The organism is Enterobacter sp. A103, from assembly GCF_034427535.1.
Classification (GTDB): Bacteria; Pseudomonadota; Gammaproteobacteria; order Enterobacterales; family Enterobacteriaceae; genus Enterobacter; species Enterobacter asburiae_B.
Window position 1 is genome coordinate 621,837 of record NZ_JAXQPQ010000002.1, and the last position, 16,187, is coordinate 638,023.

At 55.2% G+C, this 16,187-nt stretch carries 12 protein-coding genes and 4 tRNA genes; 14 read left to right on the forward strand and 2 right to left on the reverse strand.

What is annotated here, in order from left to right; all coding sequences use genetic code 11:
* Positions 1-48: 48 nt before the first annotated feature.
* A complete protein-coding gene (gene nagE / locus SPH27_RS08565; RefSeq protein WP_072210859.1) occupies positions 49-2,070 on the reverse strand; it encodes an N-acetylglucosamine-specific PTS transporter subunit IIBC in 2,022 nt (673 codons plus the stop codon).
* A 328-nt stretch (positions 2,071-2,398) separates the two neighbouring features.
* On the opposite strand from nagE, the gene nagB reads away from it, so the two are divergent.
* The 9 genes from nagB to SPH27_RS08610 all read left to right on the forward strand — a co-directional run bounded on the left by nagB (position 2,399) and on the right by SPH27_RS08610 (position 8,945).
* The gene (gene nagB / locus SPH27_RS08570; protein ID WP_023310765.1) at positions 2,399-3,199 is read left to right on the forward strand and encodes a glucosamine-6-phosphate deaminase; all 801 of its coding nucleotides are present in this window, start codon (positions 2,399-2,401) and stop codon (positions 3,197-3,199) included.
* Between the two features lie 55 nt (positions 3,200-3,254).
* Positions 3,255-4,403 carry an N-acetylglucosamine-6-phosphate deacetylase gene (gene nagA / locus SPH27_RS08575; protein WP_029740146.1) on the forward strand — a complete coding sequence of 383 codons (1,149 nt, stop codon included), beginning with the start codon at positions 3,255-3,257 and terminating at the stop codon, positions 4,401-4,403.
* Positions 4,404-4,411: 8 nt separating this feature from the next.
* The gene (gene nagC / locus SPH27_RS08580; RefSeq protein ID WP_021242995.1) at positions 4,412-5,632 is read left to right on the forward strand and encodes a DNA-binding transcriptional regulator NagC; all 1,221 of its coding nucleotides are present in this window, start codon (positions 4,412-4,414) and stop codon (positions 5,630-5,632) included.
* A gap of 45 nt (positions 5,633-5,677) precedes the next feature.
* Positions 5,678-6,430 carry a ribonucleotide monophosphatase NagD gene (nagD, locus tag SPH27_RS08585; protein ID WP_023310763.1) on the forward strand — a complete coding sequence of 251 codons (753 nt, stop codon included), beginning with the start codon at positions 5,678-5,680 and terminating at the stop codon, positions 6,428-6,430.
* Positions 6,431-6,679: 249 nt separating this feature from the next.
* The gene (gene asnB, locus SPH27_RS08590; RefSeq protein WP_023310762.1) at positions 6,680-8,344 is read left to right on the forward strand and encodes an asparagine synthase B; all 1,665 of its coding nucleotides are present in this window, start codon (positions 6,680-6,682) and stop codon (positions 8,342-8,344) included.
* 226 nt (positions 8,345-8,570) lie between these two features.
* Positions 8,571-8,647 (forward strand) — tRNA-Met (locus tag SPH27_RS08595).
* Positions 8,648-8,655: 8 nt separating this feature from the next.
* A tRNA-Leu gene (locus SPH27_RS08600) sits at positions 8,656-8,740 on the forward strand.
* 23 nt (positions 8,741-8,763) lie between these two features.
* Positions 8,764-8,838: transfer RNA gene (locus tag SPH27_RS08605), tRNA-Gln, on the forward strand.
* Positions 8,839-8,870: 32 nt separating this feature from the next.
* Positions 8,871-8,945 (forward strand) — tRNA-Gln (locus SPH27_RS08610).
* A 110-nt stretch (positions 8,946-9,055) separates the two neighbouring features.
* On the opposite strand, the gene ubiF is transcribed toward SPH27_RS08610, so the two are convergent.
* Complete coding sequence (gene ubiF / locus SPH27_RS08615) at positions 9,056-10,231, reverse strand: 3-demethoxyubiquinol 3-hydroxylase (RefSeq protein WP_182072427.1); 1,176 nt, start codon at positions 10,229-10,231, stop codon at positions 9,056-9,058.
* Between the two features lie 135 nt (positions 10,232-10,366).
* Between ubiF and miaB the strand changes: the two genes are divergently transcribed.
* The 5 genes from miaB to lnt all read left to right on the forward strand — a co-directional run bounded on the left by miaB (position 10,367) and on the right by lnt (position 15,977).
* On the forward strand, positions 10,367-11,791 hold the full coding sequence (gene miaB / locus SPH27_RS08620; RefSeq protein ID WP_033144935.1) for a tRNA (N6-isopentenyl adenosine(37)-C2)-methylthiotransferase MiaB: 1,425 nt from the start codon (positions 10,367-10,369) through the stop codon (positions 11,789-11,791).
* A 163-nt stretch (positions 11,792-11,954) separates the two neighbouring features.
* Positions 11,955-13,001 carry a PhoH family protein gene (locus SPH27_RS08625; protein ID WP_008501053.1) on the forward strand — a complete coding sequence of 349 codons (1,047 nt, stop codon included), beginning with the start codon at positions 11,955-11,957 and terminating at the stop codon, positions 12,999-13,001.
* Entirely contained in the window at positions 12,998-13,465 is a 468-nt protein-coding gene (gene ybeY, locus SPH27_RS08630) for an rRNA maturation RNase YbeY (protein WP_008501052.1), read from the forward strand. Before SPH27_RS08625 ends, ybeY begins: the two co-directional genes overlap by 4 nt.
* 89 nt (positions 13,466-13,554) lie before the next feature.
* A complete protein-coding gene (gene corC / locus SPH27_RS08635; RefSeq protein WP_021242574.1) occupies positions 13,555-14,433 on the forward strand; it encodes a CNNM family magnesium/cobalt transport protein CorC in 879 nt (292 codons plus the stop codon).
* A 5-nt stretch (positions 14,434-14,438) separates the two neighbouring features.
* Positions 14,439-15,977 (forward strand): apolipoprotein N-acyltransferase, encoded by a 1,539-nt coding sequence (gene lnt / locus SPH27_RS08640; RefSeq protein WP_182072425.1) that lies wholly within the window; start codon positions 14,439-14,441, stop codon positions 15,975-15,977.
* The last annotated feature ends 210 nt before the right edge of the window (positions 15,978-16,187 follow it).

Consider the following 16,187-nt stretch of genomic DNA (forward strand, 5'->3'; position numbering starts at 1 on the left):
GCGGAGGATATCCCCCGCCGCTTAAGGCATGACTCTACTCAGGAGCGATTACTTGCCTTTAATCTCATACAGCGGTGTTTGACCCGCAACAACCTGACCTTTCGCCTGAATGACCAGGCCACTGAAGTCATCGATGTTGCTGCAAACGACCGGGCTTATCATGGAGCGCGCGTTGGCGTTCAGGAAGTCCAGATCCATTTCCAGAATCGGCTGCCCGGCCACCACTTCAGCGCCCTCTTCCACCAGGCGAGTAAAGCCCTGACCGTTCAGCGCAACGGTATCGATACCCATATGGACAACGATCTCCGCGCCATTTTCGGTTTCGAGGCAGAACGCGTGGTTGGTGTTGAAGATTTTCACGATGGTACCGGCCGCCGGAGACACAACGGTTTTGTCCGTTGGTTTCACCGCCACACCGTCACCAACCGCTTTGCTGGCGAAGGCTTCGTCAGGCACCTGCTCAATCGCAACCACTTCACCGGTTACCGGCGAAACCAGCGCGGCTACCGTTTTGGCGTTCGGTACCGCCTGCGGTTTTGCGGCCGCTGGCGCGGCGGCAGGTGCGGCAGAAGCGTCTGCTGCGGCTACCGGACCAGTGGTTTTCATGGCGTTAGCAATTTTCTCTGCCACGAAGCCAACGATAATCTGCACGCTGGTTTTGTTCAGGCGGATAACGCCGGAAGCACCCAGACGTTTAGCCAGCGCTTCGTTCACCAGGGAAGAGTCTTTGACGTTCAGACGCAGACGAGTGATACAGGCGTCGATACCGGTCAGGTTGTCAGAACCGCCGACAGCGGCGATGTACTGACGCGCCAGGCCTGAAACGTCCTGATCCTCAGCACCGCTCACGTTCACATCCTGACCATCCGCTTCGCTACCGGCCACGGCCAGTTCACGACCCGGGGTCATCAGGTTGAATTTGGTGATAGTGAAACGGAACACCATGTAGTAGATCGCGAAGAACACCAGACCTTGCGGGATCAGCATCCACCAGTGGGTCGCCAGCGGGTTACGGGACGACAGCACCATATCCACCAGACCGGCGCTGAAGCCGAAACCGGCAATCCAGTGCATGCTGGCAGCGATGAACACGGAGATACCGGTCAGCACGGCGTGGATCACATACAGAACCGGCGCCACGAACATGAAGGAGAACTCCAGCGGCTCGGTGATACCGGTGAAGAAGGCCGCGAACGCCCCCGCCATCATGATACCCAGCACTTTCGCTTTGTTCTCTGGACGCGCGCAGTGGTAGATAGCCAGCGCAGCACCCGGCAGACCAAACATCATGATCGGGAAGAAGCCCGCCTGGTAACGACCGGTGATACCGACAACCGCTTTACCTGCTTCGATGGACTGTGCGCCACCCAGGAAGTTAGGGATATCGTTAATACCGGCAACGTCGAACCAGAATACGGAGTTCAGCGCGTGGTGCAGACCGACCGGGATCAGCAGACGGTTGAAGAACGCGTACACGCCCGCACCGACAGAACCCAGTTTCTGGATGTGCTCACCGAAGTTCACCAGACCGTCGAAGATCATCGGCCAGACGTACATCATGATGAACGCAACAACGATCATCACAAACGAGGTCAGGATAGGAACCAGGCGGCGACCGCTAAAGAAGGAGAGCGCTTTTGGCAGCTCTACGCTGCTGAAGCGGTTATACAGTTCGGCGGAGATGATACCCACAAGGATACCGACAAACTGGTTGCTGATCTTACCGAACGCCGCCGGAACCTGGTCCGCCGGAATTTTTTGGATCATGGCCACCGCTGCAGGCGAGCAGAGGGTGGTTAACACGAGGAAACCGACAAAACCGGTCAGCGCAGCGGCACCGTCTTTGTCTTTGGACATACCGTAAGCCACACCAATCGCGAACAACACGGACATGTTGTCGATAATGGCGGAACCTGACTTGATAAAGAACGCCGCCAGCGCGCTGGTATTACCCCAGCCGTTGGGGTCGATCCAGTAGCCGACACCCATCAGGATGGCTGCGGCAGGCAGCGTGGCGACCGGCACCATAAGCGCGCGGCCAACCTTTTGTAAATAACCTAGAATACTCACTTTCTTCCCCCTATGAGACCCCGTTTAAGGCATGTTCTCAGCTCTGTTTTTTATTGTGTCACGAACTATAGATACAGTTGATGCTTCACTGGCATTGTGAGTGTGTGAAAAATTAATTCGTATCGCAAATTAAACGCGTACTTTTTGTGATTTTTGTCACCAAATATCGTTATTCACCCTCCCTTATACTGGCTAACAGCGAAAACTTATTTTATCATTCAAAAAATCAAGACGGATTGATCCGGCCTGAAAGTTTCCAGGTTACGCTTAAGTATCAGGTCCCGATAGCCATCCGCCCACTCTTCTACTTAAACTCTTGAGGTGAACAATGAGACTGATTCCCCTGGCAACTGCTGAACAAGTCGGTAAATGGGCCGCTCGCCATATCGTTAACCGTATTAACGCCTTTAAACCGACCGCCGATCGTCCTTTCGTTCTTGGACTTCCGACAGGCGGCACGCCGCTGACCGCCTATAAGGCGCTGGTTGAGATGCATAAAGCAGGCCAGGTTAGCTTTAAACATGTTGTGACCTTCAATATGGATGAATACGTTGGCTTACCGAAAGACCACCCGGAAAGCTACCATAGCTTTATGCACCGCAATTTCTTTGATCACGTTGATATTCCATCTGAAAATATTAACCTGCTGAATGGAAACGCGCCTGATATTGACGCAGAATGCCGTCAGTATGAAGAAAAAATCCGTTCTTACGGTAAGATCCACCTGTTCATGGGTGGTGTAGGTAATGATGGTCATATCGCGTTTAACGAACCGGCGTCATCTCTGGCTTCCCGCACCCGTATTAAAACGCTGACCCATGACACGCGCGTGGCAAACTCCCGCTTCTTTGACGGCGATGTTAACCAGGTTCCAAAATACGCCCTGACCGTAGGCGTAGGCACGCTGCTGGATGCCGAAGAAGTGATGATTCTGGTGCTGGGCGGCGTGAAAGCGCAAGCGCTCCAGGCTGCCGTTGAAGGCAACGTTAACCATATGTGGACCATCAGCTGCCTGCAGCTGCATCCTAAATCCGTCATCGTATGCGACGAACCGTCCACGATGGAACTGAAGGTTAAAACGTTGAAATACTTCAACGAGTTAGAAGCTGAGAACATCAAAGGTCTGTAATTGAATAACCGCCTCTTCAACAAGAGGCGGCCGCTTTTTTTAACCGGGGGTCGTTATGTACGCTTTAACCCACGGTCGGATTTATACCGGCCATGAAATTCTGGATGACCATGCGATTGTTATCGCTGATGGCCTGATTGAACGTGTTTGCCCGCTGGCAGAACTGCCGCCGGAGATTGAACAGCGCTCACTCAATGGAGCAGTAATCTCCCCCGGTTTCATCGACGTACAGCTCAACGGCTGCGGCGGTGTGCAATTCAATGACACCGCGGATGCGGTGACGGTCGAAACGCTGGAGATCATGCAGAAAGCCAACGAGAAATCGGGCTGCACCAGCTATTTGCCAACGCTCATCACCAGCAGTGATGACCTCATGAAGCAGGGTATCCGCGTGATGCGCGAATACCTGGCCAAACACCCTAACCAGGCGCTGGGTCTGCACCTTGAAGGGCCATGGCTGAATATGGTCAAGAAAGGAACGCATAACCCGAATTACGTGCGTAAACCTGATGCGGAGCTGGTTGACTACATGTGTGCGAACGCCGATGTGATCACCAAAGTGACGCTGGCACCTGAAATGACGGGTACGGATGTCATCAGCAAACTGGCTGGTGCCGGGATTATCGTTTCAGCAGGCCACTCAAACGCGACGCTGAAAGAAGCGAAAGCCGGTTTCCGCGCGGGCATTACTTTCGCAACGCACCTTTACAACGCTATGCCGTATATCACAGGCCGTGAACCGGGTCTGGTCGGGGCGATTCTGGATGAACCAGACGTCTACTGCGGCATTATTGCTGACGGCTTACATGTCGATTACACCAACATCCGCAACGCTAAGCGGCTGAAAGGTGACAAGCTTTGTCTGGTGACGGATGCCACCGCACCGGCAGGTGCAAATATTGAGCAGTTCATTTTTGCCGGTAAAACAATATACTACCGCAATGGACTGTGTGTGGATGAAAACGGTACGCTGAGCGGTTCCTCTTTAACCATGATTGAAGGGGTGCGTAACCTGGTTGAACATTGCGGGATTGCGCTTGATGAAGTCCTGCGTATGGCAACCCTTTATCCGGCTCGCGCAATGGGCGTAGATAAGCAGCTCGGCGGAATTGCACCAGGTATGGTTGCAAACCTGACGGCATTCACACACGATTATAAAATTATTAAGACCATCGTTAATGGTAACGAGGTCGTCACTGAGTAAGTAAAAGTATGACACCTGGCGGACAAGCTCAAATCGGTAATGTCGATCTCGTTAAACAACTTAACAGTGCGGCGGTATACCGCCTGATTGACCAGCACGGACCAATCTCGCGAATTCAGATAGCCGAACAGAGCCAGCTTGCTCCCGCCAGCGTGACAAAAATTACCCGCCAGCTCATTGAGCGCGGTCTGATCAAAGAAGTCGATCAGCAGGCCTCCACCGGGGGCCGCCGCGCCATCTCCATTATTACCGAAACCCGCAATTTTCAGGCCATTGGCGTCCGTCTGGGCCGCCATGACACCACGCTCACGCTGTACGATCTGAGCAGTAAAGCCATTGCGGAAGAGCACTACCCTCTTCCGGAGCGCACTCAGGAGACGCTGGAGCATGCGTTGCTGAATACCATCGCGCAGTTTATTGAAAGCTGTCAGCGCAAGATCCGTGAACTCATTGCCATCTCCGTGATTCTGCCCGGACTGGTCGACCCGGAAAGCGGCGTGATCCGCTATATGCCGCATATTCAGGTTGAAAACTGGGGGCTGGTCGACGCGCTGGAAAAGCGTTTTAAGGTGACCTGCTTTGTGGGTCACGACATTCGCTCTCTGGCGCTGGCAGAGCACTACTTTGGTGCGAGCCAGGACTGTGAAGACTCTATTCTGGTGCGCGTTCACCGCGGAACGGGCGCCGGTATTATCTCTAACGGCCGTATTTTTATTGGTCGCAACGGTAACGTCGGCGAGATCGGCCACATTCAGGTTGAACCCCTCGGGGAGCGCTGCCACTGCGGCAACTTCGGCTGCCTTGAAACGATTGCCGCCAACACGGCCATCGAGCAGCGCGTTCGCCATCTCCTTGAACAGGGTTACCAAAGCCGCGTCACGCTGGACGATTGCAAGATAGGCACCATCTGCAAAGCCGCCAATAAAGGCGACGCCCTGGCCTGTGAAGTGATTGAGCAGGTAGGCCGCCATCTGGGGAAAACCATCGCCATCGCCATTAACCTGTTTAACCCCCAGAAAGTGGTTATCGCCGGTGAAATTGTGGAGGCGGAAAAGGTGCTGCTCCCCGCCATTGAAGGCTGTATTAACACCCAGGCGCTGAAAGCATTCCGCCAGAACCTCCCGGTGGTTCGTTCAAAGCTTGACCATCGCTCGGCGATCGGCGCGTTCGCGCTGGTCAAACGCGCCATGCTCAACGGAATTCTGCTGCAGCATTTGCTGGAAAGTTGATCGGACCTTATAGTAACGCCTTCTTTTTTTGATGTCGGACTGTCCATGACCATTAAGAATGTAATTTGTGATATCGACGGCGTGCTGATGCACGACAACGTTGCCGTGCCGGGTGCTGCGGAGTTTCTTCACCGCATCATCGACAAAGGAATGCCTCTGGTTCTGCTCACGAACTACCCTTCCCAAACCGGTCAGGACCTGGCTAACCGCTTTGCCACAGCGGGCGTCGACGTTCCGGACAGCGTGTTTTATACCTCGGCAATGGCCACGGCAGATTTTCTGAAGCGTCAGGAAGGTAAAAAAGCCTACGTGGTGGGTGAAGGTGCGCTGATACACGAGCTGTACAAAGCTGGCTTTACCATCACTGACGTGAACCCGGACTTCGTGATTGTCGGCGAAACGCGCTCCTTTAACTGGGAGATGATGCATAAGGCAGCATACTTTGTCGCCAGCGGCGCGCGCTTTATCGCGACCAACCCGGATACGCACGGCCGTGGTTTTTATCCGGCCTGCGGCGCGCTGTGCGCCGGTATCGAAAAAATCTCAGGTCGTCAGCCGTTTGTAGTCGGTAAACCGAGCCCGTGGATCATTCGTGCCGCGCTCAACAAGATGCAGGCCCACTCTGAAGAAACCGTTATTGTCGGCGACAACCTGCGCACCGATATTCTGGCCGGATTCCAGGCGGGTCTGGAGACGATTCTGGTCCTCTCCGGCGTCTCTCAACTTGATGACATTGATTCGATGCCGTTCCGGCCAAGCTGGATTTACCCCTCCGTCGATGAAATCGACATCATCTGATACCGAACCACGCCTCAGGGCGTGGTTTTTCATTTATGGCCTACAAAAATAAAGTCTCATCTAACAAAAAGCACGTTTCATTGCATAATCATCAATAAAAGAATTTCTGGCGTGCTCTTTTTTCACTATTCCGCAATCACTGTTGCACTATTTCCGTTTTCACCCGTAAAACGCTTGCGCGCCCTGCCCCTTTGCGGCATTTTCATAAGCAAGCAACATTACAAAGCAACAGGGTTAACGGAGAAGGTTATGTGTTCAATTTTTGGCGTACTGGATATTAAAACTGACGCGGGCGAACTGCGTAAAAAGGCACTCGAACTGTCCCGCCTGATGCGCCATCGCGGACCAGACTGGTCAGGCGTTTACGCCAGTGATAAAGCGATTCTGGCTCACGAACGTCTGTCCATTGTTGACGTCAACGCCGGTGCACAGCCGCTGTATAACGAGAAAAAAACGCACGCGCTGGCTGTCAACGGTGAAATCTACAACCACCAGGCGCTGCGCGCCGAATACGGCGACCGCTACGCGTTCCAGACCGGTTCTGACTGTGAAGTGATCCTGGCGCTGTATCAGGAGAAAGGGCCCGAGTTCCTGGACGACCTGCAGGGCATGTTCGCCTTCGCCCTGTACGACAGCGAAAAAGACGCGTACCTGATTGGCCGTGACCACATCGGCATTATCCCGCTGTACATGGGCCACGATGAGCACGGCAACTTCTACGTTGCCTCTGAAATGAAAGCCCTGGTGCCGGTATGCCGCACCATTAAAGAATTCCCGGCGGGCAGCTATTTGTGGAGCAAAGACGGCGAGATCCGCTCCTATTACCAGCGTGACTGGTTCGACTATGATGCGGTAAAAGACAACGTCACGGACAAAGCCGAGCTGCGCCAGGCCCTTGAAGACTCCGTGAAAAGCCACCTGATGTCCGACGTGCCGTACGGCGTGCTGCTCTCCGGCGGTCTGGACTCCTCCGTGATCTCCGCGATCACCAAGAAATTCGCGGCCCGTCGCGTGGAAGATCAGGAGCGCTCAGAAGCCTGGTGGCCACAGCTGCACTCTTTTGCCGTTGGCCTGGAAGGGGCTCCTGACCTGAAAGCCGCGCAGGAAGTGGCGAACCACCTCGGCACCGTGCACCATGAGATTCACTTCACCGTGCAGGAAGGTCTGGATGCGATCCGCGATGTGATCTATCACATTGAAACCTATGACGTGACTACCATCCGCGCCTCAACGCCGATGTACCTGATGTCGCGTAAGATCAAAGCGATGGGCATCAAGATGGTGCTCTCCGGTGAAGGTTCTGACGAAGTGTTTGGCGGCTACCTGTACTTCCACAAAGCGCCGAACGCCAAAGAGCTGCACGAAGAGACCGTGCGTAAGCTGCAGGCGCTGCACATGTTCGACTGTGCGCGTGCCAACAAAGCGATGTCGGCCTGGGGCGTGGAAGCGCGCGTGCCGTTCCTGGATAAGAAATTCCTCGACGTGGCGATGCGCATCAACCCGCAGGACAAGATGTGCGGCAACGGCAAAATGGAAAAACATATCCTGCGTGAGTGTTTTGAATCCTACCTGCCGGCGAGCGTGGCATGGCGTCAGAAAGAGCAGTTCTCTGATGGCGTAGGTTATAGCTGGATCGACACCCTGAAAGAGGTCGCGGCGAAACAGGTTTCTGACCAACAGCTGGAAACCGCGAGCTTCCGCTTCCCGTACAACACGCCGGGCTCGAAAGAAGCCTATCTGTATCGTGAAATTTTTGAAGAGCTGTTCCCGGTACCGAGTGCCGCGGAGTGCGTACCGGGTGGCCCGTCCGTCGCCTGCTCTTCTGCCAAAGCGATTGAATGGGATGAATCTTTCAAATCCATGAACGATCCGTCAGGACGCGCGGTAGGCGTTCACCAGTCAGCCTACAAATAATCACTCAGATCGCAATCAGGCCCCTCAGGGGCCTGATTTTTTTGCCTCCCATTTCACCGTCTAAATCTGATTAATAACCAATAATTGCCGAATATTCGGCCACGCTGTTCGCAACCTAACCAAACAGTCACATTCCGGCTATTTTCGTTGAAAAAGGTGTTGACGCTGCAAGGGTCTATACGCATAATGCGCCCCGCAACGCCGATAAGGTAACGCGAAAAAAGATGGCTACGTAGCTCAGTTGGTTAGAGCACATCACTCATAATGATGGGGTCACAGGTTCGAATCCCGTCGTAGCCACCATCTTTTTTGCGGGAGTGGCGAAATTGGTAGACGCACCAGATTTAGGTTCTGGCGCCGCAAGGTGTGCGAGTTCAAGTCTCGCCTCCCGCACCATTCCCGGGTAAGCGTTGCACGGATGGGGTATCGCCAAGCGGTAAGGCACCGGTTTTTGATACCGGCATTCCCTGGTTCGAATCCAGGTACCCCAGCCATATTTCTTCGATTTTGCGGTTCTCCGCGGTATTGGGGTATCGCCAAGCGGTAAGGCTCTGGGTTCTGATACCAGCATTCCGGGGTTCGAATCCCTGCACCCCAGCCACTTAAGTAACAAAAAAGCCCGCTCTGCGGGCTTTTTTGTTTTTGTTGTTCAGGATGGTGCGGCCTGATGCCCTCACCCTGCCCCTCTCCCACTGGGAGAGGGGCAAAAGATTAGAGTCCCAGCGCGTATTTCAGCGCCTGTCGCTTCAGACCACCGGCACGTTCCGCTGCCATCAATCCAATATTACGCAGAATGCGCACCGGGGCTAAGTCATTGCTGAACCCGGCATAGAACAGATCCATCCCCGACTGCATAATAAAGTTATCCGCCATGCGTCGCGTCTGGTAACGCTTCAGAATCTGATGGCTGGCCCAGTTTTCCGCGTGCCCGCGGGCGCTGCCCAGCACATCCAGTAACGCATCGACATCACGGTACCCCAGATTCACGCCCTGCCCGGCCAGCGGATGAATGGTGTGTGCCGCATCGCCCACCAGCGCCAGCCCTTCACGGGCATACTGCAAAGCATGGCGGCGCGTGAGCGGAAATGCACCTGCAGCGACCGGCGTCACGTTGCCCAGACGGCCCGGGAAATGCAGGCGGATTTCCCGCTGCAATTGTTCCATTGTAAGCCCCTGCAGCTGGCGAATGCGTGCCGGTTTGTCGTACCAGACCAGCGATGCCCAGTTATCAAACAGCGGTAAAAAGGCATGCGGGCCATTCGGCGTAAAGTGCTGCCACGTGCTTTCTCCCGGCGCATTCTCGCACTCGACGGTAATCAGCATGCAGGACTGCTCATACTGCCAGGCATGAACGCCAATTCCCGCCATCTGTCTGACCTGCGAGTTAGCGCCGTCCGCTCCGACGACGAGCTTCACGGCCAGTTCATCGCCGCTGTCGAGCGTCAGCAAATACCCGCTCTCGTGAGGATGCAGTGCCTTAATCGACGCCGGAACGCGCAGCGTCACCTTCGGATGCGCCTCCAGCGCCAGCCAGAGCGCCTGCTGGAGCACATTGTTTTCCACCATATAACCCAGGCGCGGCAGCTTCAGCTCAGCGGCATCAAACGCGACGTGGGCATTTTCCCACTCCCAGGTTTCAAGACGGCTGTAAGGATGGGCGCGCATCGCCAGCACCGCCTCCCAGACGCCCAGCCCGCGCAGCAGATCGACGGACGCCGCGCTGATCGCGGAAATGCGCACATCCGGTTTGCTGGCGGGATCGAAGGCAGGCGGAGCAGCCTGTTCAATTACCGTTACCTCAAATCCCTGCTGCGCCAGCCCCAGCGCCAGCGCGCCGCCGACCATACCGCCGCCGACAACGGCAACTTCGGTGTGTAGGAGTGTCATGGTCAATTTTCCTTATTGGAGAATCCCTTAAGTTTACCGGATTTTTGCGGTCCTGAGACACATAACCTTCATACTGGTCACAACCCCACCAAAGCATTACAATACGCGGCTTGCAATCCTGAGCTGAGCAAGTCGATGACTAAAAAACTCCATATAAAAACCTGGGGCTGTCAGATGAACGAATACGATTCATCCAAGATGGCCGATCTGCTGGATTCTACCCACGGATACCAGCTGACTGAAAATGCGAAAGAAGCGGACGTGCTGCTGCTGAACACCTGTTCGATTCGTGAAAAAGCGCAGGAAAAAGTCTTTCACGTGTTAGGCCGCTGGAAGCTTCTCAAACGAAAAAATCCGGACCTGATCATCGGGGTGGGTGGCTGCGTCGCGTCGCAGGAAGGTAAGCTGATCCGCCAGAGAGCCCCGTATGTGGATATCGTCTTTGGCCCTCAGACCCTGCACCGCCTGCCGGAGATGATCAATCAGGTTCGCGGCAACCGTAGCCCGGTCGTTGACGTCAGCTTCCCGGAAATCGAAAAGTTTGACCGTCTGCCGGAGCCGCGCGCCGATGGCCCGACCGCCTTCGTCTCCATCATGGAAGGTTGCAACAAATATTGCACTTACTGCGTGGTGCCTTACACCCGTGGTGAAGAAGTCAGCCGTCCGGCAGACGATATTCTGTTTGAAATTGCGCAGCTTGCCGCGCAGGGCGTTCGCGAAGTGAACCTGCTGGGCCAGAACGTGAACGCCTGGCGCGGGGAAAACTACGACGGCACCACCGGCAGCTTTGCCGAACTGCTGCGTCTGGTGGCCGCGATTGACGGTATCGACCGCATTCGCTTTACCACCAGCCACCCGATGGAGTTTACCGACGACATCATTGACGTGTATCGCGATACGCCAGAGCTGGTGAGCTTCCTGCACCTGCCGATTCAGTGTGGCTCTGACCGCGTGCTGAACCTGATGGGCCGCCCGCATACGGTGCTGGAGTATAAGTCCACCATTCGCAAGCTGCGCGAAGCCCGTCCGGATATCCAGATCAGCTCCGACTTTATCGTCGGCTTCCCTGGCGAAACTGCTGATGACTTCGAGCGCACCATGAAGCTCATCGGTGAAGTGAATTTTGACGTCAGCTACAGCTTCATCTTCTCTGCGCGTCCTGGAACACCTGCGGCCGATATGGTTGACGATGTGCCGGAAGAAGAGAAAAAGCAGCGTCTGTATATTCTGCAGGAGCGTATTAACCAGCAGGCCAACGCGTGGAGCCGCCGTATGCTCGGCACCGTTCAGCGCATTCTGGTGGAAGGCACCTCCCGCAAGAGCATTATGGAACTCTCCGGTCGTACCGAAAATAACCGCGTGGTGAACTTTGAAGGCACCCCGGATATGATCGGTAAATTCGTGGACGTCGAGATTGTCGAAGTGCTGACCAACTCGCTGCGTGCGAAGCTGGTACGCACCGAGGACGAAATGGGCCTGCGTATTGCCGAGTCACCGGAATCCGTGATCTCTCGTACCCGTAAAGAAAACGATTCTGGCGTGGGGATTTACCAGCCTTAATCCTCCTGGCCTGCCTTTCCGGCAGGCCTTGTATTTCCTCTCATCGTCCCCAATATCTTCCGCAACGCTTGCGCCTTTATTCTGTGGCGTGAATAATTTCGGTAATGACCGTTTTATTACGTCCTATAGCAATGGGTCAGTTAACCAATTAAAGAGGAACAGTTTGAATATAGATACGCGTGAAATTAGCCTTGAGCCAGCAGACAACGCTCGCCTGCTGAGCCTGTGCGGGCCGTTTGATGACAACATCAAACAACTGGAGCGACGTCTGGGTATCGAAATCAATCGTCGCGATAATCATTTCAAACTTACCGGACGCCCTATCTGCGTCAACGCCGCTGCGGACATTCTGCGTAGCCTGTATGTGGATACATCACCCATGCGCGGCGAAATTCAGGATATCGAACCGGAACAAATTCACCTCGCCATTAAAGAGGCGCGCGTGCTTGAGCAAAGCGCGGAAAGCGTGCCGGACTACGGCAAGGCCATTAACATCAAGACCAAACGTGGCGTTATTAAGCCGCGTACGCCAAACCAGGCGCAGTACATCGCCAATATCCTCGACCACGACATCACCTTCGGGGTGGGCCCTGCGGGTACGGGTAAAACCTATCTGGCCGTTGCCGCTGCGGTAGATGCGCTGGAACGCCAGGAGATCCGTCGTATTCTGCTGACCCGTCCGGCCGTTGAAGCGGGCGAAAAGCTGGGCTTCCTGCCGGGCGATCTGAGCCAGAAGGTCGACCCGTATCTGCGCCCGTTATACGATGCGCTGTTCGAGATGCTCGGCTTTGAGAAGGTTGAGAAGCTCATTGAGCGTAACGTTATCGAAGTGGCCCCGCTCGCCTACATGCGCGGTCGTACGCTGAACGATGCGTTCATCATTCTCGATGAGAGCCAGAACACCACCATCGAACAGATGAAGATGTTCCTGACGCGTATCGGCTTTAACTCGAAAGCGGTCATTACCGGTGACGTCACCCAGATCGACCTGCCGCGCAGCACCAAATCCGGCCTGCGCCACGCCATTGAGGTGCTGGCCGAGGTCGACGAAATCAGCTTTAACTTCTTCCACAGTGAAGACGTGGTACGCCACCCGGTGGTCGCGCGTATCGTTAACGCCTATGAAGCCTGGGAAGAGGCGGATCAGAAGCGTAAGGCCGAACTGGCCGCAGAACGTAAGCGCGAAGCGCAGGAGCAAGAACAGAAATGAGTCAGGTGATCCTCGATTTACAGCTGGCCTGTGAAGACAATTCCGGCATGCCAGATGAGGCACAGTTTCAGAAATGGCTGGATGCCGTTATTCCTCAGTTTCAGGAAGAATCAGAAGTCACGATTCGCCTGGTGGATGAAGCAGAAAGCCATGAGCTTAACCTGACCTATCGCGGGAAAGATAAGCCGACCAACGTGCTCTCTTTCCCGTTCGAAGCGCCGCCGGGTATTGAGATGCCGCTGCTGGGCGATCTGATCATCTGCCGTCAGGTGGTTGAACAGGAAGCCAAAGAGCAGCAAAAGCCGCTTGAGGCCCACTGGGCGCATATGGTGGTACACGGCAGCCTGCACCTGCTCGGCTACGATCACATTGAAGATGACGAAGCGGAAGAGATGGAGTCCCTCGAGACAGAGATAATGCTTGCTCTGGGCTATGAGGATCCGTACATTGCCGAGAAAGAATAGTCCGTCACCTGACGGACTCACATGCCGCCACGAAAGGACATCGCGTGGCGGTAAACGTTGAACTAACAAGAGAACCCTTAACAAACGCCATGAGCGACGACAATTCACACAGTAGCGACACGACAACCAGTAAAAAGGGATTTTTCTCCCTCATTCTGAACCAGCTTTTCCACGGCGAACCCAAAAACCGTGATGAACTGCTGGAGCTGATTCGTGATTCCGGGCAGAACGACCTTATCGACGAAGATACGCGCGAAATGCTCGAAGGGGTTATGGACATCGCCGACCAGCGCGTTCGCGATATCATGATCCCCCGCTCGCAGATGATCACCCTGAAACGTAACCAGACCCTGGACGAGTGCCTCGATGTGATCATCGAATCCGCCCACTCGCGTTTCCCGGTCATCAGCGAAGACAAAGATCACATCGAAGGGATTTTGATGGCCAAAGATCTGCTGCCGTTTATGCGCAGCGATGCCGAAGCCTTCAGCATGGAAAAAGTGTTACGCCAGGCCGTGGTTGTGCCGGAGAGTAAACGTGTGGATCGGATGCTGAAAGAGTTTCGCTCTCAGCGTTACCACATGGCGATTGTTATTGATGAGTTTGGTGGCGTTTCCGGTCTGGTCACGATCGAGGATATTCTTGAGCTGATCGTGGGCGAAATCGAAGACGAGTACGACGAAGAAGAAGATATAGACTTCCGTCAGCTTAGCCGCCACACCTGGACCGTACGCGCGCTGGCCTCGATTGAGGACTTTAACGACGCCTTCGGTACCCACTTCAGCGATGAAGAGGTCGATACCATTGGCGGGCTGGTGATGCAGGCCTTTGGCCACCTCCCGGCGCGCGGTGAGACCGTTGACATTGACGGTTACCAGTTCAAAGTGGCAATGGCCGACAGCCGACGTATTATACAGGTTCACGTCAGAACGCCGGACGACTCACCGGTGCCAAAACTGGAAGATTAATGTAAATGGCATTTGCCCCACTGCTTGAACGCCAGCGCATCCGTTTGCTGCTGGCGCTGTTACTTGGAGCCAGCGGTACGCTGGCTTTTTCTCCTTACGATATCTGGCCCGCCGCCATTCTCTCCCTGATGGGGCTTCAGGGCCTGACCCTGAATCGTCGTCCGGTACAGGCTGGGGCCATTGGTTACTTCTGGGGACTGGGGCTGTTTGGCTCAGGTATCAACTGGGTTTATGTCAGCATCGCCCAGTTTGGTGGTATGCCTGGCCCGGTTAACGTCTTCCTGGTGGTATTGCTCGCCGCGTATCTCTCGCTCTATACCGGTCTGTTCGCCGGTATCCTTTCTCGCCTGTGGCCAAAAACCACCTGGCTGCGCGTCGCCATTGCCGCGCCGGTGGTCTGGCAGATAACCGAGTTCCTGCGCGGCTGGGTGCTGACGGGCTTCCCGTGGCTGCAGTTCGGCTACAGCCAGATTGACGGCCCCCTGAAGGGTCTGGCGCCGGTAATGGGCGTTGAGGCCATCAACTTCCTGCTGATGGTGGTCTGCGGCCTGCTGGTCCTGGCGCTGGTCCAGCGCTGCTGGAAGCCGCTGGCTGTGGCGCTGGTGCTGTTTGCCCTGCCCTTCCCGCTGCGCTATATCCAGTGGTTCACGCCTGAGCCAGAGCGCACCCTGCAGGTGTCCATGGTGCAGGGGAATATTCCGCAGTCTATGAAGTGGGATGAGAAAGAGCTGCTGAATACGCTGAAGATCTACGCCAACGCCACCGAAGAGGTGATGGGTAAATCCCAGCTGATTATCTGGCCGGAATCTGCGATCCCCGATCTGGAAATTAACCAGCAGCCGTTCCTCAACATGATGAACGACCTGCTGCTGGCGCACGGCAGCACGCTGATCACCGGGATTGTCGATGCGCGTCTGAATCAGCAGAACCGCTACGACACCTACAACAGCATCATTACGCTCGGGAAAGATAGCGAGTACAGCTACCACTCCACTGACCGGTACAACAAGAACCACCTGGTGCCGTTTGGTGAATTTGTCCCGCTGGAGTCGATTCTGCGCCCGCTGGCCCCGTTCTTTGACCTGCCGATGTCCTCTTTCAGCCGCGGCCCGTACGTACAGCCTCAGCTGCACGCGCACGGCCTGGCCCTGACGGCGGCCATCTGCTACGAAATCATTCTCGGCGAGCAGGTACGCGATAACTTCCGCCCGGATACTGACTATCTGCTGACCATCTCCAACGACGCCTGGTTTGGTAAGTCAATCGGCCCGTGGCAGCACTTCCAGATGGCACGTATGCGCTCTCTGGAGCTGGCGCGTCCGCTGCTGCGCAGCACCAACAACGGCATCACCGCCGTGATTGGTCCGCAGGGCGAGATTCAGGCGATGATCCCGCAGTTTACCCGTGAGGTACTGACCACTAAAGTCACGCCAACCACCGGGCTGACGCCATACGCGCGCACCGGCAACTGGCCGCTGTGGATACTGACCGTGCTGTTCGGCTTTGGCGCGGTGCTGATGAGCCTGCGTCAGCGTCGGAAGTAACCTTCCCTTCTGTTGTCGGGTGGCGTAGCCGCCATCCGGCAATTTTCTCCAGACTCCCATTCTGGCACGCCTATTGCTTTGTTTATTCAGGTAAACGCAGTTTGGCTTAACGTGCAACTTTGTCGCACCAGCGTAGATCATCGGTAGCACCGAAACGGTGCAACGGGAGATATTTGCCTCTGATTGGTGCGGCGCGCTTCGCAAAAATAA

Coding starts and splice junctions, on each gene's coding strand:
- nagB (WP_023310765.1), top strand. CDS start 2,399: ATGAGACTGATTCCCCTGGCAACTGCTGAACAAGTCGGTAAATGGGCC.
- nagA (WP_029740146.1), top strand. CDS start 3,255: ATGTACGCTTTAACCCACGGTCGGATTTATACCGGCCATGAAATTCTG.
- nagC (WP_021242995.1), top strand. CDS start 4,412: ATGACACCTGGCGGACAAGCTCAAATCGGTAATGTCGATCTCGTTAAA.
- nagD (WP_023310763.1), top strand. CDS start 5,678: ATGACCATTAAGAATGTAATTTGTGATATCGACGGCGTGCTGATGCAC.
- asnB (WP_023310762.1), top strand. CDS start 6,680: ATGTGTTCAATTTTTGGCGTACTGGATATTAAAACTGACGCGGGCGAA.
- ubiF (WP_182072427.1), bottom strand. CDS start 10,231: ATGACACTCCTACACACCGAAGTTGCCGTTGTCGGCGGCGGTATGGTC.
- miaB (WP_033144935.1), top strand. CDS start 10,367: ATGACTAAAAAACTCCATATAAAAACCTGGGGCTGTCAGATGAACGAA.
- ybeY (WP_008501052.1), top strand. CDS start 12,998: ATGAGTCAGGTGATCCTCGATTTACAGCTGGCCTGTGAAGACAATTCC.
- corC (WP_021242574.1), top strand. CDS start 13,555: ATGAGCGACGACAATTCACACAGTAGCGACACGACAACCAGTAAAAAG.
- lnt (WP_182072425.1), top strand. CDS start 14,439: ATGGCATTTGCCCCACTGCTTGAACGCCAGCGCATCCGTTTGCTGCTG.